Origin of the sequence: Pararhodonellum marinum (assembly GCF_015354735.1) — a bacterium.
GTDB classification, from domain to species: Bacteria; Bacteroidota; Bacteroidia; order Cytophagales; family Cyclobacteriaceae; genus Pararhodonellum; species Pararhodonellum marinum.
In genome coordinates this window covers 117440-141552 of record NZ_JACEFJ010000010.1, presented here as the reverse complement: position 1 = coordinate 141552, position 24113 = coordinate 117440, and the positions used below count along the sequence as shown (strand labels likewise).

Below are 24113 nucleotides of genomic sequence, written 5' to 3'. Positions count from 1 at the left end.
AACACCCTCAGGTAAAGTCTCCGCAACAGCAGCTAAGGCTTTTCCTCATGTAAGGTTGAAACTTGCATCTATATCGGTTAATAATTTGATTGATAAGCCTGTTTTATTCCTTAAATAGGGTAATCCGACGATCTTATGGTTGATCAAAAAACCTAACTCCATGATTGCCATATGGAAATCAGCTTCCTTTATCTCTTCGGATTTATCTATTTCATGCTTCCAAAGCTTTTCAATCCATCGTTTATAAGTTCTTTCACCTTCCTTAGAATGGAGCCATATCAAAAATTCCTTGGCCTCTTTTTCACCAAGTTCCCCTTCAAAAAAATCCCCTATGTCATTTTCGTTGAATTTCATAGCCTCCATTTTTATATATAGCCTTGAAGTGTTTAGCATACTCACTTGAAATAAAAAAATTAAATATTTTGTAATTATTTGATGGATTTACTAACAATTTCAATGATTTTTTTGAAAAAAATTTAATATAAAGCAATTTAAACCCTGAAAGTGCGTGGCATTACATATTTGGCCATCAAGGACATTTTTATAGATTTTGAAGCTTTGTAAATGTGGTTTTCTACCGTGCGTTTTGAAATACCCATAGTGATCGCAATTTCATTCGTTCCCATATTTTTTTGGTTCTTGAGTATGTAAACTTCCTTCTGAAAGTGAGGGAGTTTTGCAACTGCTGCCATGGCGATGGTTTCCAATTCCGAAATTTCCAGCAAGCTTTCCGGCTCCGCTTCCAAACTGGGATGCATCCGGAGCACATATTTTTCATATGCTATCCTTTTGGCTTCTTTTCTTGCTTTTTTTATGATGAGGGATTTCAGTATGGTCAAAAGATAGGCATTGAAAGAAAGTTCACACTTTAGCCTTTCCCTGTTTTTCCATATGAGTAAAAAAACTTCCTGCCCTATTTCTTCCGCATCCTCTTTGGACAAAAACATCTTTCTGGAGACATTGCAAATCTTGGGTAGAAACATCTTGAAAAGTTCCGAAAAAGCATGTTCACTCCCACCTTTGAGTTGGGATACCAAATCAGGCACATTTTGGGTTGTTTTCATTTTCGATCCGCGAACGAAAAAAGGTTAACTATATTAAGTATAAATCAAGAATTAATCAAATAATCGTCCATATATTTTTATGTTTTAGGTATTTTATTCTGTATAATACCATGTTTTTAAATTTTACTATTGTTAGTTAATTTTTTCAACGAATCTTCTGATCCAATAGAACAAAGACGCTTCGCTTCGCACAGAGTGACGACAAAATTGGTGCAGACCTTTACCTTCGGCAGGCAGGCTTCGCTCCGCTCAGAGTGACGACAATAATGGGATTTTAATCAAAAATCCGATCATCCCTCAAAGAGCAATTCTTTTAGACTTCTCCACCAATTATAATTTTTACAGCTTTTACTAAAGTCTTTATAAATTAACTCCCCGTCGTCAGGTAGGCATCTCTCTGAACATATGGAAAACTATCTCTCCGAAAGGACGAAGACGCTTCGCTTCGCTCAGAGTGACGACATTATTGTTTGTTACTGCGTCGTGCTGAGCCTGCCGAAGCCCTTCTGATGGCCGGTCAAGGATCTCTCCGAACATTTGGAAAACTATCGCTCCGAAAGGACGAAGACGCTTCGCTTCGCTCAGAGTGACGACAAAATTGGTGCAGACCTTTACCTTCGGCAGGCCTGCTCCGCTCAAAGTGACGACAACAAAGGCGAAGAACTTTCGGCGAGTTCCTACTTCAGGTAGGCAAGGTGACGGTAAATGGAAGGGTTTGCTTCTAAATAATTAAAGGCTAGAATATTGCCTCTTGTTACCTGTCTAACAAATGTCAAGTTCGACAACGATGAAAACTTGACAACCTGAAAACCAGTCAGCAACTTACAATTTCGACATCGCCTGCTCCAGCAATTGCCTGGCATACAGCTTATCCGCGTAATCCAGCTGGTCAAAATCAATGCTGAGGTTAAATCCTCTGAGTTGCGCATTGAGCTGTTCTTCCCTTTTGTTTCGGTCTCCATACAGCTTTTTGACCAAATAGGTCTGCACTGGATTTACAAAACCTTTCACGCTGATTTCATCTCTTTTTTCACATTCCACCTCTTCATGCACAAGTCTATAGGTGTCTGCCGAAATCAAAATTTCATCAACCGGTGCTGCGGATTCCAGTCTGCTTGCCATATTCACCGGTCCTCCTACAATGGTGTAATCCAACCGGTCTTCCGAACCGAAGTTCCCCACCGTGCAATAGCCGGTATTGATACCCATCCTGATTCGTAAAGGATGTGAGATGCCCATGGCCTCCCATTCTTTGCGCAGGACTGTCAATTTCTGTTTCATGTCGAGGGCCATCTTCACACAGGCCAACGCATCCTGCTTTTCTCCCAACGTCTCAGGATCCCCAAAAAAGATCATGATCGCATCTCCGATATATTTGTCAATGGTCCCACCATGATCCAAGGCCACCTTGGACATCTCATTCAGGTATTTGTTCAGCACATTGGTCAATACCTCTGATTCTACCCTTTCCGTTAGATCAGTAAATCCCTGAATGTCAGAAAAGAAAACGGTCAAAAGTTTTCTGTAAGACTCAATTTTAACATCTTTTTTGCCTTCAAAAATAGAAGTATATACTTGCCTGGAAAGGTACTTGGCCAGTTTGTTGGATAGGGCCTGCAATTGCTCGTTTTTGGATTTCACATCTTCATTCAGCCTGGCCAATTGCCGAGATCGCTCGGCCAGCTTTTTTCTTTGGTCCTTGAGCTGGTTTTCTGCTTTTTTTCGCTCGCTGATGTCCCGGATGATCCCACAAAAAAAACGCTGTTTCATAGAAATCCATGTGGAGAGGGAGAGCTCTATGTCCATCAGATGCCCGTCTTTGTGCAGGCCCTTTAATTCTACCGTCCGGCCAATTACCCTGGCAGCACCGCCCTTAGCTACCCGTTTCAAGCCTGCCTCATGTAGCGCTTTGTATTCTTCAGGTACGATGATGCTGAGGGGCATCCCTTTGACCTCAACCTCTTTGTGGCCAAATATCCGTTCCGCTGCTTTGTTCCACATGTAAATATGGCCTGTTTCATTGCCCACGATGATGGCATCATTGGCGGTTTCGGTGATGGACTGGAATTTGACTTCAGAGGCATTTCGGATTTCCTCCGCAAGTTTTCTTTCAGAAATATCCCGGATGATGCCTCCGTAAAACCGGCTTTCACCTTGTTTCCAAGTGGACAGGGAAAGCTCTATTGGAATCAGATGTCCGTCTTTATGCTTTCCTGTAATCTCTATGGTCCGGCCGATCACATGGTGTTCACCCCCTCCACTCACCCGCTTAATGCCATTTTCATGTGGGCGTTTATAGTCGGCAGGAATGATGATGGTCAGGGGTTTCTGGAGGGCCTCAGCCTCTGTAAATCCAAAAATGTGGCTCGCAGCCCTGTTCCAGGATTGAATGATGCCTTTTGAATCTGCGGTGATGATGGCATCGTTGGCGGTTTCCATCACCGAACGCAACCTGCTTTCAGATGAGGTCAACTTATCCTCCGTTGCTTTTCTTTCGGAAATATCACGGATGATCCCGCTGAAAAATTTGCCGGATTCCGTTTTCCAAGTGGAAAGTGAAAGTTCTATGGGAAAGTGCTCCCCGTTTTTCCGCACTCCTTCCAGCTCTACCACCTTTCCGATTACCCGGTGTGGATGGCCTTCCACTACCCTTTTCATTCCGGTCTCATGCGCTTTTTGAAATTTCTTGGGGATGATCAAGCTTAAGGATTTGCCCAGCACTTCAGCTTTTTTATATTGGAAAATCCTTTCTGCGGCCAGGTTCCAATCTACGATAAGGCCATTTTGGTCAGCGGAAATGATGGCATCACTCGCCGTATCTATGATGGCTTTTAGGTGGTCTTGGCCCTTGGTTTCTATGGCATTGATTTTCATAAATTGGGTTTGAATTCTGGCATATGCTGAAGAAAAAAGATTTTACACTACATTTCCTGTAAATATTTTCTGACAAAACGGATGGCCATGGCTCCTTCACCTACTGCGGAAGAAATCCCTGTGAGGGCTCCTGACCGCACATCCCCCGAAACAAAGACCCCCGGCACACTGCTTTCTGGTAGATAGGGCTTACGTCCCAATTTCCAATGGGTATGAAACCCGTCCACCTTTTCAAGATCTGAACCTGTGAGGATAAAACCTTTTTCATCCTTAAACACAAAATCCTTCAACCAATCTGTACTGGGTCTGGCACCGATATACACAAACACCGCTTTAGCAGGCACTTTCTTTTGCTCATCTGTTTTGTTGTTCCACAGCGTGACGGTTTCCAAAACCTCACTTCCTTCCATGGCTATGATTTCGGTATTGCCGAGGATCTTTATATTGGGTACTGCCCTGATCTGCAGTACCAAATAATTGGCAGCCACTTCACTGAGTGCCTCTTTGCGGAGCAACATATTGACTTCCTTGGCAAATTTGCACATGTACATGGCTGCCTGACAAGCCGAGTTGCCTCCGCCGATGATATAAATGATTTCATTTCTACAGGCATGGGCTTCCACTGCTGCCGATCCATAATAAACCCCAGCTCCTGTAAATTGATCAGCTCCAGGGACTTCAAGCTTGCGGTAGGCCACTCCAGTGGAAATGATGATAGACCTGCTGAAGATTTCAGCGCCATCGGACAAAGTGATGACCTTGTAGCCGTCCTTTACCTTAATTTCCTTTACTTCCTGGGGAGTAAGCAGTTCCGTTCCAAATCTCACCGTCTGGGTCACCGCCCTTCGGGTCAATTCCGCTCCCGAAAGACCGGATGGAAAGCCCAGGTAATTTTCAATTCTGGAACTGCTGCTGGCTTGACCTCCGGGGTTGCTTTTTTCGATCAGCAGGGTCTTGAGCCCCTCGGTAGCCCCATACACCGATGCCGCCAATCCTGCCGGACCCGCTCCAATGATCACCACATCATACATTTTGTCTGTGGCTTTTTGCTTCAGTCCCAACTGGGAAGCCAATGCAGGAATTTCAGGATCCAATAAAACAGACCCGTCCCGCAAGACCACCAATGGAAGTCGGTCAGCCTCTGCTTTGGCACTTTCCAGGAATTTACCTGCTTCTCCGTTATTTTCTACATCCAGCCAGAGATAAGGAATCAGGTTGCCTGACAGAAATTCTTTTAACGCATGGGATTTTGGAGACCATTGGAAGCCCACGATCCGGATGCCCTCATGGTCAGGCTTGTGGGCAGCATGCCAATCATCCAATAAATCTTCCATGATGGGGTAAAGCTTTTCTTCAGGAGGACTCCAGGGCTTGGGCAGGTAATAATCCAATTTGATGTCATTGATGGCCTTGATGGCGACTTCAATGTCAGAATAGGCAGTTAGCAACATATTCTTGGTTTCAGGGTAGATTATTCTTGCTTTTTCCAATAGTGTCACCCCATCCATTTCCGGCATGCGCTGATCTGAGATGATCAGGGCCAAAGCTTCGTTTTTCAATTTCAGGGCTTTCATAAAATCAAGCGCTTCCCGGCCGGACTCAAAGGAAGAAATCCGGTAATCCTCCCTGAACTGGCTACTGATGTCTCTTTGGATCGATCTCAAAACCTGCACATCATCGTCAATTAAAATTATAAACGGCTGTTTCATTGTTTGTGGAATTGCGGTTGTGTCAAAGGTTCGGCTGCTTTGGCCTGAAATACAGGCAGCCTGACCATAAATGTAGTTTGTCCATTTGCCGTCTCGGCCTCAATGATTCCCTGATGGTGGGCTACAATGCGCTTGACCATGTCCAATCCCATGCCCGTGCCCTGTCCGGCTTTTTTGGTGGTGAAGAAAGGATCAAATATATAGGGCATGATGTCTTTGGCGATACCCGGTCCATTGTCTATTACCTTCACGATTACTTCGTCTTCCTGCCTGTCCGTGACTATTTCCAATTCCCCGGAATCAGGGAGGGATTGGATCGCATTGTCGATCAGGTTGCTCCACACCTGATTGAGTTCGCCCACATAGGCCTCAATTTTGGGAAGACCCTCCTGATAGCGTTTGGTCACCGAGATATTCTTTTCCCGCAACTTGTAGCCGAAAAGGGTGAAAGTATTGTCTAGGTCTTGGTGCAGGTCAGTCAGTTCAAGGCTATTGCTTCGGTCCATCTGAACATGGTTTTTGATGGAGCCCACCAGAGAGGAGATCCTTTCTGAGGAAGCTTCCAATTCCCTGAGAAGCCAACCAAAGTTGAGCAGATTTTCCATCCACAGCAGCAATGGGGCAAGTCCATCAGGATCAGTATCCTTACTTACAGCCTCCAGGTCTCCTAAGGTCCAGTAGGCTGCCACAAAAGATTCACTGAGTTGCCGGCTTTTAGGGATGTCATTTTTTTCCAACCAATCGGCCAACTCCTCTTCTTTCTCCAATCTTTGCAGCGCGGAATAGGGCGATGGCGTTCCCACAGACCTTACCTTTTCCTTCATCTTTTCCCTTAAAACCGTCAATTGACTGGCTTGGATGTTTTTTTCCAAAAGCGCCTGGGTAAGGATTTCACCTGCTTCAATTCTTCTCCGGATCACGGAAGCCAGCCTGTTGATGGCAGCGGCGGGGTTGTTCAGTTCATGGGCCACACCAGCGGCTAACTTGCCCAAGGCCGCAATCTTTTCCTGCTGCAGGCCATGGGTGGCAAAGGCGCGGGCCCTCTCCGTCATGCAGGTAATCAGTCGTTTTTTCAATACCGGGCTGATGGATTCCAATTGTTGGAAATGCTGTTTGTGCAACAACAACACCTTGACCTTGCCCACCGCATAGGTAAAACCGGGCGATTTCTCCATCCTGGAATAAGGCAACAAGCCGCCCACTCCCCCTGTTTCGGGACTGTTATCAAAAGTATAAAAGTGGATCAGCTTGCCATTGATATCCATATAAAAAGTCCCTTGACCTTCCATAATCAACCAAAGGTGGTCAATGGGTTCTCCCGTTCGGGTAAGCACTTCCCCTTCCGCAAACTCCGCATACTCCCCATGGCTGATCAGCCATTGAAGCTGTTCTTCGGGAAGGTCCCTAAGTGCGTAAACTTTTTTTAAGGCCTGAGGGGTCAACGGTTTCATTGCTTAAAAAAGATAAATGCCCGAAAACTGTTAAGGTATGATAAAAATAAATAAATGAACGTAAATTCTCGCTATAAATTGGATTGTTTTTTCCTTTAAGCGATTGATTAATAGGAGGTAAATGAAAGAATGACCGCAGGTGGACAAAATGGCGTTTGACCGGTTCAATTTATTTGGTCAAACGTCCTCAAGCTTTTTGGTTTGCTTATATCGATTTATCAATCGCTCAGCACATATGGAAAATAACGCTCCGAAAGAACAAAGACGCTTCGCTCCGCTCAGCGTGACGACAAAATTGGTGAAGACCTTTAGCTTCGGCAGGCAGGCTTCGCTCCGATAGTGCGTAGACGCTTCACTCCGCTCAGCGTGACGGCAAAATTGGTGAAGACCTTTAGCTTCGGTAGGCAGGCTTCGCTCCGATAGTGCGTAGACTCTTCGCTTCGCTCAGCGTGACGGCAATAATGGGAATTTAAAAGTCCGATCATCCCTCAAAGCGCAATTCTTTTAGACTTCTCCACCACTTACCATTTTTACAACTTTTACCCTCATTTTCATCCGAAATCGGTCAGAATTAAAGGGACTACAGAAAGAGGTCCTGATCTTCTATCCCCTTTTATCATTTTGTTTTTTAATTTTGAAACCGATTGCAATTTCTCTAATTTAGGTTTTTCAAAATATTATATACAAAAACCTGACATAGCTATGAACCACCCCCTCACCAAACAAGCTTTGGCCTGCTTACTGGCTTTGACTTTCCTGTTTTCCTGTGGTGCCCCGGAGCAAACTGAGGAAGAAGAAGTGACGGAAGCTGAACCCGAAAGCCCCTTTTTAAATCAACCTTTGATCAGCCATATTTTTACCGCAGATCCCTCTGCCCATGTTTTTGATGGAAAAATCTACATCTATCCTTCCCACGATGTGGAATCAGATGTGGAAGAGGATGATTCAGGTGCCCATTTCAACATGCGGGATTACCATGTGTTCTCCATGGATGGCCCTGATGCCGAACCTTTCGATCATGGCGTGGCCTTGGATGTGGACGACGTGCCTTGGGCCAATCGACAGATGTGGGCGCCTGATGCAGCGCACAAAAACGGCAAGTATTACCTCTACTTTCCGGCCAAAGACAAAGATGATATTTTCAGATTGGGGGTAGCGGTAAGTGACCGCCCCGAAGGACCTTTTAAGGCACAGCCCGAACCTATCAAAGGAAGTTACAGCATAGATCCGGCCGTTTTCCAGGATGGAAATGACTACTACATCTATTGGGGAGGCATCTGGGGCGGACAGCTGCAGAAATGGAGAACCGGTGAATACCTTTCTACGGGCAGCCTGCCCTATGATGACGAACCCGCTGATGATGAACCTGCCATCAGTCCCATGGTTGCCAAGCTAAGCGGTGACATGTTGGAATTTGCCGAAAAACCCCGGGCCATTTCCATCCTGGATCAGGACGGCTCTCCTTTACTGGCAGGTGACCATGACAGGCGCTTTTTTGAAGCGGCTTGGGTGCACAAGTACAACGGCAAGTATTACTTCTCCTATTCAACGGGCGACACCCACAACATCGCCTATGCCACAGGCGACAGCCCTTATGGACCCTTTACTTACCAAGGTGTCCTTTTGAAACCCGTTCAGGGCTGGACCAACCACCATTCCATCGTGGAATTTGAAGGTGACTGGTACCTGTTTTACCACGATACCGAACTTTCGGGGGAAACGCATCTGAGGAATGTGAAGATGACCAAAATCACCCATCGTGAGGACGGAACGATAGAAACGGTAGAGCCTTAGGTAAGCAGATAATGAAGATGAAAGCAGAAACCAACTAACTTGGTTTCTGCTTTTTTTTCTGGTTAACGAAATCCTTTTTTTGTATGCGAAACCTTTAAATAGCTTGTTGCCTTTCCCTTACAAAAATGATCTAATATCCTTATTAACAATGGGTTAAAAAAAAATACTAAAAATTTACTTAGATTCCACTACAAAAGATCCCCGAAATTTTTTAATTAACTTTTGAATTTGTAGGGATCATTGTTTTGGATCTACAACGTAAAATTGACTGTTTTCCCAATTTTTCAATTGGAACTTGGAAATTCATTGCTGTCTTTTACCAATAATGCAGCTCCGAAAACCCCGGCACTGTCTCCCAATTTGGCCTTTACCACAGGGGTGTCAAATTCATGGTTAAAAATCATTTCTTTCAAAACATCCGTGTGGGTATAGAGGCTATTGATATGGCTGACCCCGCCTCCCAATACAAAAACGTCTGGATCTACAATGTTCACGACCACACTCAAGGCCTTTTGAAAGCCGATTAAAAGCCTGTCTATGGTAAGATTCGCGGTTTGATCCTTACCCTCAAGACTACTGGCATGGATTGCTTTCAAAGGTAGGTTTTTACCCGACAATGTATGATAATAGGCCTCTAAGGCTGGTCCAGAAATGATCTGCTCATTGCAGCCGGTCTTACCACAATAACAGGGTTTACCCTCTCCGGGAAACAGGTAATTGTGCCCCCACTCTCCTCCTATGCCATGCCTGCCTTGGACTATTTGACCATTGACCACCAAGCCTCCCCCTACTCCGGTGCCCAAAATCACCCCAAAAACCACCTTGGCTTCGGGAAATTCTGAATGAACAATGCCGAGTCTGGTTTCTGCCAGGGCAAAACAGTTGGCATCATTGGCCAATACCACAGGTATTCCCAAGGTGCTTTCCAGATCGGATTTGAGGTCATTCCCATTGATGCAGGTGGCATTGCAATTCTTCATTTCTTTTTTGCCGGGAATATAAGTTCCCGGGGAAGCAATGCCGATGCTATGCGGCTTGGTACCTGAATGTGCCATCATTTGTGATAGCAATAATTTGAACTGGGATAAAATATGCCGGTAACCCAAATGAGCTTCTGTGGGAACTCGTAATCTGTAAATGACTTTGGGATCCTCAAAAGAGCTCAAAATCACTCCTTCAATCTTGGTGCCTCCCAGGTCAATGCCCCAGAGGTTTTCCTCCTTAAATTCGCTCATTTATATTATTTTGTTTGAAACGCAACGGGGATGCAATCGGCCAAAGGCAAAAATCAATCTTGGGGGAAGGTCACGACCCCCACCATGCTATCGGCAGTTCCGTAATATAAATACCAAGTGCCTTCAAACAAAACCAACCCTTCCAAAAAAGTGGTTCCATCCACATATTGTCCTGATTTTTCAAAATCCTTTTCAGGTTTGATAAAGGGAACCGAACTCCGGTCCAGCAATTTCCAAGGTTTATCAGCAGCATAAAGGGCTTGTCCCCCAGTATAGATCCGGTTTCCCAATTCTTTTACACCGATCTCCTTGGAATTGCCGGCATTGTACAACACCACTATTCCATCTGCGGTCAACAAGGGAGGTGGCCCGGCTTCAACCAGCCAGGAATCAAAATACCCTGGTCTTGGACTCAATACCGGCACCAAATTACCTTCATGGTTTTCTACGGGCTGCCATTGGATCAGGTCGTCGGAACTGGCCAGCCAGATATGGGGAACTCCATAATACATCCAATATTTCCCATTGATCTTGGCAGCCACCAGTTTGCCCTCCTTCACTTCCGTGACTATGGCTCCGGATTTGGTTTCCAAATTGTGGTATTTCCCTTCCTTCCATTTCCTGAAAATAGGTCCGTGCTTTTTCCAGTTTTTGAGGTCAGAGGATGTGGCGACTGCAAGTCGGGGATATTCTCTGTTCCACTGCGTATAGGTGAGTACAAAGGTCCCGTCTTCCTGTTCCACGATTCTGGGGTCTTCTGTTCCTCCGGTCCACTCGAATTCTTTTTGGTCATCGTCCATGGGGAAAAAAACCGGTTGCGTCTTACGGGTATAGGTCTCCCCATCTTCAGAGTAAGCCAAGCCGATTCTGGAGGTATGGCCGCCGATTTCCATTTCACCCAGTTTTTCTTCCGCCCGATAGAGCACCTGAATTTTCCCATCCTTGACGATGGCAGCAGGATTGAATGTGGCCATGGATTCCCAATTCACTTTTTTTCCGGTCATGGGATCTTCAAATGAGGTGTTCTCAATGGGCTTGATGATTGCATCCTGGTTCTCCGCCCTTTCGAAGGGCCCTAGCATCCAGGGTTTTTCCTGGGAGAAAGCCGGGAGCGATATCATTAAACCACCAAGGAGGCTTAGCCAAAATCTATTTTGAATCATTTTCATGAATTTTGTTTTTTTCAGAATTGGGGCATTAAATATTTTGAATATCCGCTTCTTTTCCAGTAACCTATTATTCTTCTTCAAACGGGTCGAAAGTCCGAAGTCGGAAGTACCGGACATTTCAGTTTGCTGGCGAGAATTATATTGAATTACCTTTTTACTGGCATCATTGCTTACATACATGTTAAATATAATGGTTATCCGCTTCTTTGCCACTAACCCATTATTCTTCTTGAAAAGGGTCGGAAGTCCGAAGTCGGAAGTCACCCGCTTTTCGTCGGGCAGGCCCGCCTGTCGGGCAGGAATGTACAGGATATTTCAGTTTGGTGACAACAAATTTATTGGATTACCATTTTCCTAGCATCATTGTGTACATACATGTTAAATACTTTTTTCGAAAGGAAAACGCTATCTATTAAGCACAATATAAGATTAGATTTTGATTGATTTCAGACAAAATTGCTTCAAAGGATAAATAGAAGTAACTCATAGAAATATTTCATCTCTTTACTTGCTTGGATTCAAACGGCTGATTTTTAAGTGTCAACATGCGTATTGATGGTAAATTTGTATCATTTACTCTATTAGAATGTTTATTTTTGTATTGAAAAACCTGCTGAAATGCCTGAAAATTTCCTTCAACTTTGGCGACAACCCTATCCCTACTATTCAAAAGGGAGAAACCTCTGGTATTTGGCTTTGATCATTTTCGCTATGAGCCTGTTTTTCAATTATTTATTTGAACCCTTTGTGGTGTATACGCCGGAACATAGGATGAATTATTTCTGGATTTCTACCGTACACTCAGGAAATGCGTTTTTAGTTGTCTTGATCGTTCTATTGATCCAAAATGGAAGAGTGGACGAGGACCGGTGGACCGTGGGCAAAGAAATAACCTTGATTGCATTGATTTTTTTGTTGATCGGTATTTCCCAGTTTTTGGTCAGAGACCTGATCTATGACAATCCCGACAACTGGTCCTGGAAATATTTTTTGGAGGAAATCAGGAACACCTTTCTGGTGGGTACCCTATTTGTGATCATTTTGGTGCCGCTCAACTACCTGCGATTGGTAAAGAGACATCTTAAATCGGCACAATTGATCCAACCTTTTTCTTTGGGCGGGAAGGAAACCAAAGAAGGATCGATAATTCCCATTTTGACACAGCAAAAAACCGATGACTTTAACTTGGATCCATCAAGCTTTCTTTTTGCCAAAGCAGACGGCAATTATCTTGAAATTTTTGTGGAGAATGGGACAAAACCCACCAAATTGATCAAAAGGATGACACTCAAAGACCTTGAACAGCAACTCGATTCCTTCCCTCAGTTTTTTAAAACCCACCGGTCTTACCTGGTCAACCTTCAAAAAGTGGTGCAGGTAAAAGGCAATGCCCAGGGATATGTACTGGAAATTCAAGATGATACAGAAGCTGTTCCTGTATCCAGAGGCATGATCAAACAGTTCGAAAAACAGTTCTCCCATTAATACCTTGTATTTCATCCCAAATCCTTGATACCCGTCACATACCGCTTTTTTGAATGATTCAACCATTTAAATTTGAATAAAAAAAAGCACCATGAGAAGATTTGATTTAGATTGGTTGAGGGTCATCGTATTTGGCTTGCTGATCATGTACCATGTGGGTATGTTTTTTGTCCCCTGGGGCTGGCACATCAAAAATGACATCCTCTATTCCGAAATTCGCTGGCCCATGCTGTTCGTCAACCAATGGCGGCTACCCATCTTATTTGTGATTTCCGGCATGGGTACCTATTATGCGTTGTCGAAAAGAACTGGTAGACAATTTGCATACGAAAGGGTGAAGCGGTTGTTTCTTCCTTTGGTAGTGGGCATGTTGTTGATTGTTCCTCCACAGGTCTATTTTGAGCGGTTAGACCGGGGTCAGTTTGCAGGTGGATATTTTGACTTCTGGCCCTCCCAGGCCTTTATTGGAGTCTATCCAGAAGGCAATTTTTCGTGGCATCACTTATGGTTTTTGCCCTATTTGCTCCTTTTCTCTCTTGTTTTGATCCCTGCCCTCCTTTATTTGAGAAAAAACCCGCAATCAGGCCTTATCCGTTTGGCGGGACGATTGGCTTCCAGGCCTTTCGGCTTGTTTTGGCTGGTGATTCCCTTGTATTTCTGGGAATCTTTGGTGGAGCCATTTTTCCCCTCTACCCATGCCTTATGGGGAGACTGGTTCAATGTCATCAATTACCTCACCCTTTTCTTCTATGGGTTTCTGCTGATTTCAGTGAAAGATATTTTCTGGAAAACGGTGGAAGCCAACAGGAGGAAATACCTTTATTTGGGCATTTTAGCATTTAGCCTGATGGTGGGATTAAGAATGGCCTACGAAGATTCGGTCATCATCCATTTCACGGAAGCATCGTTTAAAGTCATCAATCTTTGGGCCTGGATTCTTGTCCTCTTTGGCTATGCGGCTGCCTACCTCAACAGATCCAGCAGCACCCTGTCCTATGCCAACGAGGCCGTATATCCCTTCTATATCCTTCACCAGACCATTACCATCGCTTTGGGATTTTACCTGATGCACCTGCCTTGGGGCTTCTGGCCCAAATTCCTTTTGATGGTTTTGGGCACATTTGGGATTGCTTGGCTTTTATATGAATTTCTGATCAGAAGATGGACCTGGATCAGGCCTTTGTTTGGCCTGAAAAACGCTAAGGCAGAAAAGCCCCAAGCGGAAGTTGTGCTTCATTTCAAATAAATAGGGAACCAATGAAATGAATAGAATAGGTCAAATAATATCTGGTTTATTTGTGCTTTTCATCCTTACGCAATGTACCTCCAAAAGCTATCTTGGCAGGTGGGTGATTTGGAACAAATCAGACATTGAAGATCATAAGAAATTTCAAAATTATCCTTTCAAGGCTTCAAGCAATCCTTTCTATTTCCATGATAATGTTGATTTTGCCTTTGACACCCTACTTGTTTCAGAAAAAAAGAACAAAAAGAGACCATTAAGTGAAATTCTTGAGAATAGCCAAACCACAGCATTCCTGATTATCAGGAATGATACTATTTTGTATGAAAAATATCTAAACGGGTACGACAAACACTCGATCAACACTTCTTTTTCAACCGCAAAATCCATCACCTCCTTATTGGTTGGACTGGCTATTGATGATGGGTTCATTGCTTCTGAAAATGACCCAATAACCAACTACTTGCCCGAGCTATTACAAATTGACTCAAGCTATGCTCAAGTAAGCATATCGCACCTCTTGGATATGCGCAGTGGGATTCAGTTTAAAGACCATGACCTGCCATGGGGTGATAAACCGAAGGCATATTACCACCCCAGGCTTCGGGAAAGAGTCTTGAATCTACCCTTAACTGCTCCGCCGGGTGAAAATTTTCAGTACAATTCCTATAATCCGATTGTTATCGGATTAATCATTGAAAGCGCCACAGGTCTTTCACCCGCTAAATATTTTGAACAGAAAATATGGTCCAAAATCGGAATGGAATACGATGGGTCCTGGAGCATGGACAGTGAAGAATCAAAGACAATCAAAATGGAGAGTGGATTGAATTTACGTGCCATTGACTTTGCAAAACTTGGCAGACTCGTTCTCTATAACGGACAATGGAATGGACAGCAAATTGTTTCCGAACAATGGTTTAGGAATTGCTTTACAATTTCACCTGAACACAAGGTTGCGCGTTTTGGTGACGAAATTTATTATAAGAATTTTTGGTGGCTATACAGCAAGGGCCAACAGCATCCATACATTGTTTCAGCATGGGGCCACCTGGGTCAGTATCTGTATATTTTCCCAGACAAGCAGCTCATGATTGTGAGAATGGGCAAAAAAACAGGTAACATTGATTCTTGGGGTAAGGTTTTCAAAGAGATTGCAGGGTATAATTGACAAAAACGAAGGTGCCAAAGCGCGCATGTGGCAAAAGTGGGTAAAGTGGAAAATAGAATACCTAAGCTAAGAATCTTCAGCTGACTCAGTCTACTGCCAATTCACCAAGCTCCCCTCCACATCCCTTGAATTGCCTCCCACCATGATCTCAAATTCTCCGGGCTCGAAGACAAAATCGATGTTGTAATTGTAGAATTTGAGGTCCTCTTGGGTCAAGTCAAATTGAACGGTTTTACTTTCTCCGGCTTTCAAAAAGACTTTCTGGAAACCCTTCAGTTCCTTGACCGGACGGGTGATGGATGCCACCAAGTCCCGCACATAGAGCTGCACCACTTCTGCACCATCCACTGTTCCCGTATTGGTTACCGATACCTTTACCGTTAAAGTTTGGTCTCCTGACAGCTGCGTGCTGCTAAGACTTATATCTCCGTATTCAAAATTCGTGTAACTTAAGCCATAACCGAAAGGATAGAGGGGTTCATTGGACACATCCAGGTAATTGGATCTGAATTTCTGGAACCATTCGCCTTCTGGTAAGGGCCGGCCCGTGTTTTTATGGTTGTAGAAAAGAGGCACCTGACCTACATTTTGGGGAAAGGTGGCGGTCAGTTTACCGGATGGGTTGACTTCCCCAAAAAGCACATCGGCAATCGCATCTCCGGCTTCACTGCCCGCAAACCATACGTTCAGGATGGCTGGCATATGTTCTTCCTCCCAAGCCATTCCCAAAGGCCTCCCGGTAAACAACACCAGGACCACAGGTTTGCCGGTGTCCATAAGTGCCTGCATCAGCGCCCTTTGGTTCTGGGGAATTTCGATGTCTGATCGGCTGGAGGCTTCCCCGCTCATTTCTGCTGATTCGCCCATGGCCGCCACTATAACATCCGCATCCTTGACCGCCGCCAAAGCCTCCTGAATCAAAACTTCCTCAGACCGCTCATCCCGATAAGTGGGTTTGCCAAAAATGCTTACTCTGGATTCCAAAAGTGAGTCGGCCACCACATTGGCACCTCGGGCATAGACGATCTTTGCCTGCTCACCTAGGGCATTTTCCAAGCCTTCTTTCAAGGAAACCGACTCGGTAAACCTCCCTGCCACACTCCAGGTGCCTGCCATGTTCTCCCTGTTATCCGCCATGGGACCAACCAATGCTATGGTCCCTTGCTTCTTAAGGGGCAGGATGTCGCCTTCATTCTTCAGCAAGACAAAGGTCTGCGCTGCAATTTCCCTTGCCACCTTTCTGTGTTCGGGAGTGAAAATCTCATTTTGAGACCGGTTGGGATCAGCATACCTGAAGGGATCATCAAACAAGCCGAGTTGGTATTTGGCGATCAAAATCCTACGAACAGCCTCGTCAATCTGTGTTTGGTTGATTTTTCCTTCCTTGAGGGACTTTTCCAGGGTAGTCAGAAAACCTTCTCCAACCATGTCCATATCCACCCCTGCCTGCAATGCCATGGCCGACACCTCCTGAAGGTTGCCCATGCCATGGGGGATCATCTCGTTGATGGCGGTGTAATCGGTCACCACGAAGCCGTCAAAACCCCAGGTCTCCCGCAACAATTCTGTCATCAGCCACTTGTTGCCACTGGCCGGTATGCCATCCACATCGTTGAATGAGGTCATGACCGAACCTACCCCGGCTTCCACTGCAGCCTGATAGGGAAGCATGTATTCATTGAACATCCGCTGTCTGCTCATGTCTACCGTATTGTAATCTCTTCCGGCTTCTGATGCTCCATAGAGGGCAAAATGCTTTACACAGGCCATAATGGTATTGGACAAGGCCAAATCATCTCCCTGATACCCTTGGATCATGGCTTTGGCTATGGCGGCTCCCAGAAAAGGGTCTTCCCCGTTTCCTTCCGAAACCCTACCCCATCTTGGATCCCTGGAAACATCCACCATGGGCGAAAAAGTCCAGTTGATCCCATCCGCACTGGCTTCGATGGCCGCTATTCTGGCTGATTGCTCGACAAGTGCCATGTCCCAGCTGCTGGACATGCCCAAGGGAATCGGAAAGAGGGTTTCATATCCATGGATGACATCCATTCCAAACAACAATGGGATTTTGAGTCTCGTCTCCTCCACGGCAATTCTTTGAATTTCCCTGATTTTTTCAGCGGATTTGAGGTTAAAAAGCCCGCCTACTTGTCCGGCTTTGATGGAAATCGCGATGTCGGAGCTTCCGGCTTGACCCGTGGTGATGTCACCCCCTACCGGTAAATTGAGTTGACCCAACTTTTCTTCTAAAGTCATCAATTGAAGGATGGAATCGGCTTTGGAAGCAAAATTACCGGTGGTTTGTGCTTGTAGGGGTTGATGGCCAATCGCATAAAATGCAATGCACAGGATAAGGATTATCAAATTGGGCTTAATCATAAGGTTGGTATTCAGAAGTGGATATCTGTTTTGTCCAATTGCTTTACGTTAAAAAAGCAAGTAAACGGGATCCTAATATACCCATTTAACTTGAGAGGACAGCAAGCTGATTTTGCTTGTCTTGCTGTACCAAAAGAAAACGAAACTAAAAAACAAAAACCTCCGGCTTTTGGGCCGGAGGTTTGAAGTAGTTATGGGCAAAAAGGTCAGGTTAATTAAAACCTTAACCAAACCCGCCTGTGCTTTTTAAATAAACTGGTTCAGGATATTTTCATACCGTTCCTGCTTGCCGCTTGTCTGCTTAGGTTCGCCTACGGATAGCGCATGCGCTCTGAGATCCTCCAAGGTCAGTTTACCGGACTCAAAGTCCTTGCCTTTCCCGGTATCAAAGGAAGCATAGCGTTCTTTTCTCATGGACCGGTAGTCGGATTTTTCCAGCACGGCATCCGCAATCAACAGGCCACGGGCAAAAGCATCCATGCTGCCGATATGGGCATGAAACAAGTCATCTCTGTCGGTGGAGTTTCTGCGGAGTTTGGCGTCAAAGTTGACCCCTCCTCCCTGTATGCCACCCCCTTCGAGGATGACCAGCATGGATTCGGCGAGTTCCTGCAGGTTGATGGCAAACTGATCGGTATCCCAACCGTTTTGGTAATCGCCCCGGTTAGCATCTATGCTGCCCAGCATGCCGGCGTCCACAGCCACTTGAATTTCATGCTGGAAAGTATGTCCAGCCAACGTGGCATGGTTGACTTCCAGATTAAGTTTGAAGTCTTTTTCGAGGCCATGCTGTCTCAGAAAACCGATCACGGTGGCCGCGTCAAAATCATATTGGTGCTTGGTAGGCTCCATGGGTTTGGGTTCGATCAGGAAGTTGCCTTTGAAACCTTTGGACCTGGCATAATCCCGGGCCACGGTCAGGAATCTGCCCAAGTGTTCGGTTTCCCGCTTCATGTCCGTATTCAGCAAAGACATGTAGCCTTCCCTGCCACCCCAGAAGACATAATTCTCTCCACCCAACTTGATGGTGGCATCGATGGCGTTTTTCACCTGTGTTCCTGCAAAAGCCAATACATCAAAATCCGGATTGGTGGAAGCGCCATTCATATAGCGGGGATTACTGAATACATTGGCAGTTCCCCAAAGCAGTTTCACACCTGTTTCAGCTTGCTTTTCTTTGGCATAATCGGTGATGATGCCCATTCGTTTTTCATATTCTTCCAAGCTTCCTCCTTCATCTATCAAGTCAATGTCATGAAAACAATAATAAGGCGCACCGATTTTTGTGATAAATTCAAAAGCAGCATCCATTTTGTCTTTGGCGCGCTGTATAGGGTCTGCATCGGCATCCCATGGGTGCACCATGGTACCCGGGCCAAAAGGATCTCCACCTGTTCCACAGAAGGAATGCCAATACGCAATGGCAAATTTGAAATGCTCTTTCATGGTCTTGCCGGCCACCACTTTATTTTCATCGTAAAATTTAAAAGCCATAGGATTACTGGAATCACGGCCTTCAAATTTGATCTTGTCGATGTTGGGGAAATAAGTTTTAGACATGGTTTTATAGGTTTGGTATTTTGATTGGTTTCAATTCATTTTTATTGAAAGGTAGAAAATTTAAAAGCAAGCCATCGGTTATCAAAATCTGAACGCAAAATGTCCCGATTCCTCTGCCTGACTACGCAAGGCAATTTGGCTATTTCACCTTTTCCAAAGCTTTTTGCCAACGTTCATATACAGCAGCGTACTTTTCCACCAATTCCGGAACGGGGTCAAGCGCACTGTGTTTGGCCAATCCTTCAAAGGCTTCCTCAGGTTTGGCATAGATGCCTGCCCCTATTCCCGCTCCTCTTGCGGCACCCTGAGAACCATCTGTCTCATACAATTCCAAGGACACCTCATTCATGTTGACAAATGCTTCTCTGAACAAAGGACTCAGAAACATATTGGCATGTCCGGCTTTCACCGTATTGAGGTTCAAGCCCATTTTTTTCATGATATGGAAACCATAGGTAAGCGCACTCACTATTCCCTCCTGACCGGCACGAAGCACATGGCTTTGGTCATGCATCAGCAGATTAAGGCCTGAAAGGTGGGCATCCACCGGTTTGTTCTCCATGATCCTTTCGGCACCGTTGCCAAACGGAATAAAACTCAACCCTTCCGCGCCGATTGGTGCTTTGGAGGCCAGATCATTCATGGCAGGATAAGAAATCTGTTCTCCCCCCAGCAGCCTTTTCAACCAGGAATTGAGGATGCCGGTCCCGTTGACACAAAGCAGTACGCCATAGTGAGGATCTGCTTTGGCATGGTTGACATGAACAAAAGTATTGACCCTTGACTTAGGATCAAATACCGCTTGTGTAGTTACACCATACACCGTTCCTGAGGTGCCGGCTGTGGTGGCTAGTTCACCGGCCTTAAGTACATTAAGAGAGAAAGCATTGTTGGGCTGATCTCCTGCCCGATAGGTGATCGGTACGCCGGATTCTATGCCCAAAACTGAAGCCGCTTGGTTTGATACCTTTCCCTGTTGGGAAAAAGAAGGAACCACCTCTGCCAGCAAACTCGGATCAATTCCATAATGATCCAGCAGTGTCTTGGAAATGCCGTTGGCTTTGAAATCCCAAAAGATCCCTTCGGAAAGTCCGGTTTCAGAAGTGAGAATTTCTCCGCTCAGTTTCATGGCTATAAAATCTCCCGGTAACATGATCTTATGGATCCTGTCATAATTGGCGGGTTCATTGTCTTTCACCCACTTCAATTTGGAGGCGGTAAAGTTTCCCGGGGAATTCAAAAGGTGGGGCAAACAATAATCCGCACCCAATTGCTCGAAAGCTTTGTTGCCAATCCCCACGGCCCGGCTGTCACACCAGATGATCGAAGGCCTAATGACCTCTTGGTTCCTGTCCACCAAGACCAATCCATGCATCTGATAAGAGATGCCAATGGCCTTTAATTCACCTTTTTGGATATCCGCTGTTTTAACCAACGTTTGGGTGGTTTCTACAATGTATTTCCACCACATCATGGGATCCTGTTCTGCCCAGTCCTTATGAGGGGAGTCTATGGGCATTTCCACTTTTGGCAAGCCTTCTGAAGCAACTACTTTACCACTGTCCGCATCCAAAAGTGTGGCCTTGACAGATGAACTACCGATGTCATATCCAATTAATAATCTTCTCATGTTTTTGTTTTCTTACCAGAATACGATATACAATGCAGCTGTGATTCCAGTAATGATAAAGGCTCCTATTTTAAATGCGGTGCTTGTTTCAAAAAGTTCCGGAGTGATTTCAATGCTATTGGGATGGTCCTTGCCTTTGCCCCCCACCAGGCTGATCACGATCATCAAGCTAGCGAGTACAAGGAAAACAATCCCCATTCTGTCCAGAAATGGTAGAAGCGGAAAACCCCATTTCAATACAACTGACAAGGGGATGCTGAGAGCGGCTCCAACCAAAGCGGCATTGGAAGTGGTTTTTTTCCAAAAGACCCCAAAAAAGAAGATGGCAAAAACACCCGGACTGATAAATCCGGTATATTCCTGGATAAACTGAAAGGCCTGATCCAATTGACCCAAGGCCGGTGCCACAATAGCAGCGACCACAAAGGCCACCACTGCGGTGATTCTACCTACACCCACTTGTTTGCTTTCCGATGCATTTTGACCAAAATACTTCTTGTAAATATCCATCGTAAAGATGGTCGATGTACTGTTGGCCATCGAGGCCAAAGAAGATACAATAGCCGCTGTCAAAGCCGCAAAAGCCAACCCTTTCAAGCCCACGGGCAGCAATTGCAACAGGGTCGGATAAGCCCGATCAGATTTAATGATGCCGGTCACCGGATCTTTCATGGATTCCATAAAACCTACATCTATGCCGTTTTTGACAATCACCCAGGCAGCAATCCCGGGGATCACCACGATCAAAGGCATCAATAATTTCAGAAACCCTGCGAATATCATCCCCTTTTGTGCCTCATCCAGGCTTTTGGCTGCCAAGGCCCTTTGGGTAATGTATTGGTTAAATCCCCAATAGCTCAAATTGGTAATCCACATCCCTCCTACCAAAACTGAAATCCCCGGAAGTTCAAGGTAGGCATCTTTGGTCCCACCCTGCCCATCAGGAATCATCATTTCCCCTTTGGAAAGTATCATGGAGAAATGACCCGGTACTTCCTGTCTCAATAAAGCCAATCCATCCCAGGCACTCCCCTCTCCGACCATGGTCAAGGCAATGTATGTGGTGGCCAGTCCACCCACAACCAGGAAAAAAACCTGTACTACGTCTGTCCAGGCTACGGCCTTCAGCCCCCCATAGATGGAGTAGATCATGGCAAAAGCGGCTAGCCCGATAATCCCATAAACCATGGGTACATTCAGAATGGTATTTAAGCTTAAGGCTCCCAGGTAAAGTACGGATGTCAAATTGACAAAAACATACAAAAGCAACCAAAATATAGCCATGGTGGTCCTTACTCTTGTATCATAACGGTCCAGCAAGAAGCCTGGCATGGTGTAAATGCCCTTTTTGATGTATACAGGCAAGAAAAAAATCGCCACCACCAAAAGCGTAATGGCCGCCATCCATTCGTAAGTCGATATGGCTAGACCCAAGGCAAATCCTGAACCTGACATGCCGATAAACTGTTCAGCGGAAATATTGGAAGCAATCAGGGAAGCACCCACTGCCCACCAAGGCAGCGCTTTACTGGCTAAAAAATAATCCTGGGAATTTTTGACATGGCCTTTTTTCTCTCTTGAGACAAAAATCCCCATACCGATGATCAACAAGCAATACCCAATAAAAACGACGAGGTCTAATGGTTCTAATAACATAAGCTAGGTTAGTAAGAGTGGGTTTTTTAAGGTTGATAATTTTCAAAGATAAACTTTTCGGATCACGTTTTTAAAGATTTTTGATATTTAAACACTTATTCTTGGCCATCATTCAGGTTTTTGGGCAAATTTTATTCGTTCTACTATTTTCTGTGATCCAAAGCTAATTTTTTTCGATCCATTCCCGACACCCATCCATGAATTTCCAATGGTATTGATTCAAATTTACTCATCGTTCATTTTCTTTTCCGGCCAAAATCAAATGGCTTCCGACTGGAAAGCAACAAACAAAACAGCTGCATATTTATTTAAAGTAATTATTTCATTACAATACATTAAGTACCTGATTTAAAATATACAATACAATTATTGGTAACATCATTATTGAAGTTAACTTCTCTGGATAATGTATCAGCTTCATCGCACAAGGGGAGGTTGGATTTTTGTCTTGGGTGACCTAAAAGGCTTCATCTCACATTCCAAAAAGAATTCCTGCCTCAAGCCCTCTCAGTTCCGCAAGGCCCTTCAACCTCCCTATACCGGAATAACCGGGGTTGGTCGTCTTCTTCAGATCATCCAGCATTTGATGGCCATGGTCAGGCCTAAACGGGATGGGAGAGGCACTTGATTGATTCAATCGAACCAGGATTTTCATGATCTTCACCATGTCCACATCCCCATCCAAGTGATCTGACTCATAGAAATTGCCCAAGCTATCTTTAATGACATTTCTGAGATGGGCAAAATACACCCGATTCCCTACCGCTTCAAGGATATTGGGCAAATCGTTGGATTCACCTGCACCCAAGGAACCCGTGCAAAAACAAACTCCATTGAAGGGTCGGTCTACTGCATCAACAATCCAGGTTAGGTCTTCCAGGCTGGAAGCGATTCTTGGCAATCCCAAAATCGGAAAAGGGGGATCATCAGGATGAATGGTCATTTTGATGCCCTCCTCCTCACACACAGCAGCAATGGAAGAAATAAAATGCGCCAGATTATTGCGCAAACCGTCTTTGCCTATTTCCTTATAGATTTCAAGGCTTTCTCTAAGTGAAGCAACACTTACGCTCCCCTCTGTAGGCACACCCATACAGATGATCTCCTCCAGCTGCGCTGCTTTTTCTTGATTGATCTGATGACGTCTCCTTTCCAATTCATCCAAAATTTCGGAAGAATAAGCGTCTTGAATGTTCTCTCTTTTAAGGATGTATTTATCAAAGTAGGCCAACTCTACCCAATCCAGCCGGAGGGCTTTGGCACCATTGGGAAGGGAAAAAGACAAATCCGTTCTGGTCCAGTCCAGAACCGGCATGAAATTATAACAGATGGTTTTCAATCCACATGCAGATAAATTTTTTAGGCTAATCCGGTAATTTTCCAGGTATTTTTCACAGTCCCCATTCCGGGTTTTGATGGCTTCATGGATAGGAAGACTCTCTACCACTACCCAGTTAAGTCTGGCCTCCTCTATCAATTTTTTCCTTTCCATGATTTGGTCTTTAGGCCAAATCTCTCCGTGGGGTATCTGGTGCAGGGCAGAAACTACTCCTGTAGCCCCGGCTTGACGGATATCCCAAAGGCTTACCGGGTCATTGGGCCCATACCATCGCCATGATTGTATCAATCCCATACTCAATATTCAGATTATTTTGGTTTATGGTTATTACAATTGAGCTTAAAAACTTAG

The 24113-nt window shown here is 45.0% G+C and carries 16 protein-coding genes; 4 read left to right on the top strand and 12 right to left on the bottom strand.

Features of this window, described 5'->3' with window-relative positions:
* Window positions 1-45: 45 nt before the first annotated feature.
* The 5 genes from H1A14_RS17200 to H1A14_RS17180 form a co-directional block, all read right to left on the bottom strand.
* A complete protein-coding gene (locus H1A14_RS17200; RefSeq protein ID WP_194777525.1) occupies window positions 46-354 on the bottom strand; it encodes a hypothetical protein in 309 nt (102 codons plus the stop codon).
* A 137-nt stretch (window positions 355-491) separates the two neighbouring features.
* Window positions 492-1064: a sigma-70 family RNA polymerase sigma factor gene (locus tag H1A14_RS17195; RefSeq protein WP_194777524.1), complete on the bottom strand. Its 573-nt coding sequence runs from the start codon at window positions 1062-1064 to the stop codon at window positions 492-494.
* 822 nt (window positions 1065-1886) lie between these two features.
* Entirely contained in the window at window positions 1887-3938 is a 2052-nt protein-coding gene (locus H1A14_RS17190; RefSeq protein ID WP_194777523.1) for a PAS domain S-box protein, read from the bottom strand.
* A gap of 47 nt (window positions 3939-3985) precedes the next feature.
* Window positions 3986-5647, bottom strand: a complete 1662-nt coding sequence (locus H1A14_RS17185) for an FAD-dependent oxidoreductase (protein WP_194777522.1) — start codon at window positions 5645-5647, stop codon at window positions 3986-3988.
* Window positions 5644-7098, bottom strand: a complete 1455-nt coding sequence (locus tag H1A14_RS17180; RefSeq protein WP_194777521.1) for an ATP-binding protein — start codon at window positions 7096-7098, stop codon at window positions 5644-5646. Before H1A14_RS17180 ends, H1A14_RS17185 begins: the two co-directional genes overlap by 4 nt.
* 702 nt (window positions 7099-7800) lie before the next feature.
* Between H1A14_RS17180 and H1A14_RS17175 the strand changes: the two genes are divergently transcribed.
* On the top strand, window positions 7801-8892 hold the full coding sequence (locus tag H1A14_RS17175) for a glycoside hydrolase family 43 protein (protein ID WP_194777520.1): 1092 nt from the start codon (window positions 7801-7803) through the stop codon (window positions 8890-8892).
* 284 nt (window positions 8893-9176) lie between these two features.
* On the opposite strand, the gene H1A14_RS17170 is transcribed toward H1A14_RS17175, so the two are convergent.
* On the bottom strand, window positions 9177-10127 hold the full coding sequence (locus H1A14_RS17170; protein ID WP_194777519.1) for an ROK family protein: 951 nt from the start codon (window positions 10125-10127) through the stop codon (window positions 9177-9179).
* A gap of 53 nt (window positions 10128-10180) precedes the next feature.
* Entirely contained in the window at window positions 10181-11296 is a 1116-nt protein-coding gene (locus tag H1A14_RS17165) for a glycoside hydrolase family 130 protein (RefSeq protein WP_194777518.1), read from the bottom strand.
* 618 nt (window positions 11297-11914) lie between these two features.
* On the opposite strand from H1A14_RS17165, the gene H1A14_RS17160 reads away from it, so the two are divergent.
* The 3 genes from H1A14_RS17160 to H1A14_RS17150 all read left to right on the top strand — a co-directional run bounded on the left by H1A14_RS17160 (window position 11915) and on the right by H1A14_RS17150 (window position 15195).
* The gene (locus H1A14_RS17160; protein ID WP_194777517.1) at window positions 11915-12781 is read left to right on the top strand and encodes a LytR/AlgR family response regulator transcription factor; all 867 of its coding nucleotides are present in this window, start codon (window positions 11915-11917) and stop codon (window positions 12779-12781) included.
* Between the two features lie 91 nt (window positions 12782-12872).
* Window positions 12873-14027 (top strand): acyltransferase family protein, encoded by a 1155-nt coding sequence (locus H1A14_RS17155; RefSeq protein WP_194777516.1) that lies wholly within the window; start codon window positions 12873-12875, stop codon window positions 14025-14027.
* A gap of 16 nt (window positions 14028-14043) precedes the next feature.
* On the top strand, window positions 14044-15195 hold the full coding sequence (locus H1A14_RS17150) for a serine hydrolase domain-containing protein (protein WP_194777515.1): 1152 nt from the start codon (window positions 14044-14046) through the stop codon (window positions 15193-15195).
* Window positions 15196-15285: 90 nt separating this feature from the next.
* On the opposite strand, the gene bglX is transcribed toward H1A14_RS17150, so the two are convergent.
* The 5 genes from bglX to uxuA form a co-directional block, all read right to left on the bottom strand.
* Window positions 15286-17577, bottom strand: a complete 2292-nt coding sequence (bglX, locus tag H1A14_RS17145; protein ID WP_194777514.1) for a beta-glucosidase BglX — start codon at window positions 17575-17577, stop codon at window positions 15286-15288.
* A 246-nt stretch (window positions 17578-17823) separates the two neighbouring features.
* Window positions 17824-19137, bottom strand: coding sequence for a xylose isomerase (gene xylA, locus H1A14_RS17140; protein WP_194777513.1), 1314 nt, complete (start codon window positions 19135-19137; stop codon window positions 17824-17826).
* A 139-nt stretch (window positions 19138-19276) separates the two neighbouring features.
* Window positions 19277-20767, bottom strand: coding sequence for a xylulokinase (locus tag H1A14_RS17135; RefSeq protein WP_194777512.1), 1491 nt, complete (start codon window positions 20765-20767; stop codon window positions 19277-19279).
* 12 nt (window positions 20768-20779) lie between these two features.
* Window positions 20780-22423 (bottom strand): sodium/sugar symporter, encoded by a 1644-nt coding sequence (locus tag H1A14_RS17130; RefSeq protein ID WP_194777511.1) that lies wholly within the window; start codon window positions 22421-22423, stop codon window positions 20780-20782.
* A 472-nt stretch (window positions 22424-22895) separates the two neighbouring features.
* Window positions 22896-24056 carry a mannonate dehydratase gene (uxuA, locus tag H1A14_RS17125; protein WP_194777510.1) on the bottom strand — a complete coding sequence of 387 codons (1161 nt, stop codon included), beginning with the start codon at window positions 24054-24056 and terminating at the stop codon, window positions 22896-22898.
* Window positions 24057-24113 lie beyond the last annotated feature (57 nt).

Bases quoted from the DNA above. Each gene is read 5' to 3' on its own strand.
- H1A14_RS17200 (WP_194777525.1), bottom strand. From the start codon at position 354: ATGAAATTCAACGAAAATGACATAGGGGATTTTTTTGAAGGGGAACTT.
- H1A14_RS17195 (WP_194777524.1), bottom strand. From the start codon at position 1,064: ATGAAAACAACCCAAAATGTGCCTGATTTGGTATCCCAACTCAAAGGT.
- H1A14_RS17190 (WP_194777523.1), bottom strand. From the start codon at position 3,938: ATGAAAATCAATGCCATAGAAACCAAGGGCCAAGACCACCTAAAAGCC.
- H1A14_RS17185 (WP_194777522.1), bottom strand. From the start codon at position 5,647: ATGAAACAGCCGTTTATAATTTTAATTGACGATGATGTGCAGGTTTTG.
- H1A14_RS17180 (WP_194777521.1), bottom strand. From the start codon at position 7,098: ATGAAACCGTTGACCCCTCAGGCCTTAAAAAAAGTTTACGCACTTAGG.
- H1A14_RS17175 (WP_194777520.1), top strand. From the start codon at position 7,801: ATGAACCACCCCCTCACCAAACAAGCTTTGGCCTGCTTACTGGCTTTG.
- H1A14_RS17170 (WP_194777519.1), bottom strand. From the start codon at position 10,127: ATGAGCGAATTTAAGGAGGAAAACCTCTGGGGCATTGACCTGGGAGGC.
- H1A14_RS17165 (WP_194777518.1), bottom strand. From the start codon at position 11,296: ATGAAAATGATTCAAAATAGATTTTGGCTAAGCCTCCTTGGTGGTTTA.
- H1A14_RS17160 (WP_194777517.1), top strand. From the start codon at position 11,915: ATGCCTGAAAATTTCCTTCAACTTTGGCGACAACCCTATCCCTACTAT.
- H1A14_RS17155 (WP_194777516.1), top strand. From the start codon at position 12,873: ATGAGAAGATTTGATTTAGATTGGTTGAGGGTCATCGTATTTGGCTTG.
- H1A14_RS17150 (WP_194777515.1), top strand. From the start codon at position 14,044: ATGAATAGAATAGGTCAAATAATATCTGGTTTATTTGTGCTTTTCATC.
- bglX (WP_194777514.1), bottom strand. From the start codon at position 17,577: ATGATTAAGCCCAATTTGATAATCCTTATCCTGTGCATTGCATTTTAT.
- xylA (WP_194777513.1), bottom strand. From the start codon at position 19,137: ATGTCTAAAACTTATTTCCCCAACATCGACAAGATCAAATTTGAAGGC.
- H1A14_RS17135 (WP_194777512.1), bottom strand. From the start codon at position 20,767: ATGAGAAGATTATTAATTGGATATGACATCGGTAGTTCATCTGTCAAG.
- H1A14_RS17130 (WP_194777511.1), bottom strand. From the start codon at position 22,423: ATGTTATTAGAACCATTAGACCTCGTCGTTTTTATTGGGTATTGCTTG.
- uxuA (WP_194777510.1), bottom strand. From the start codon at position 24,056: ATGGGATTGATACAATCATGGCGATGGTATGGGCCCAATGACCCGGTA.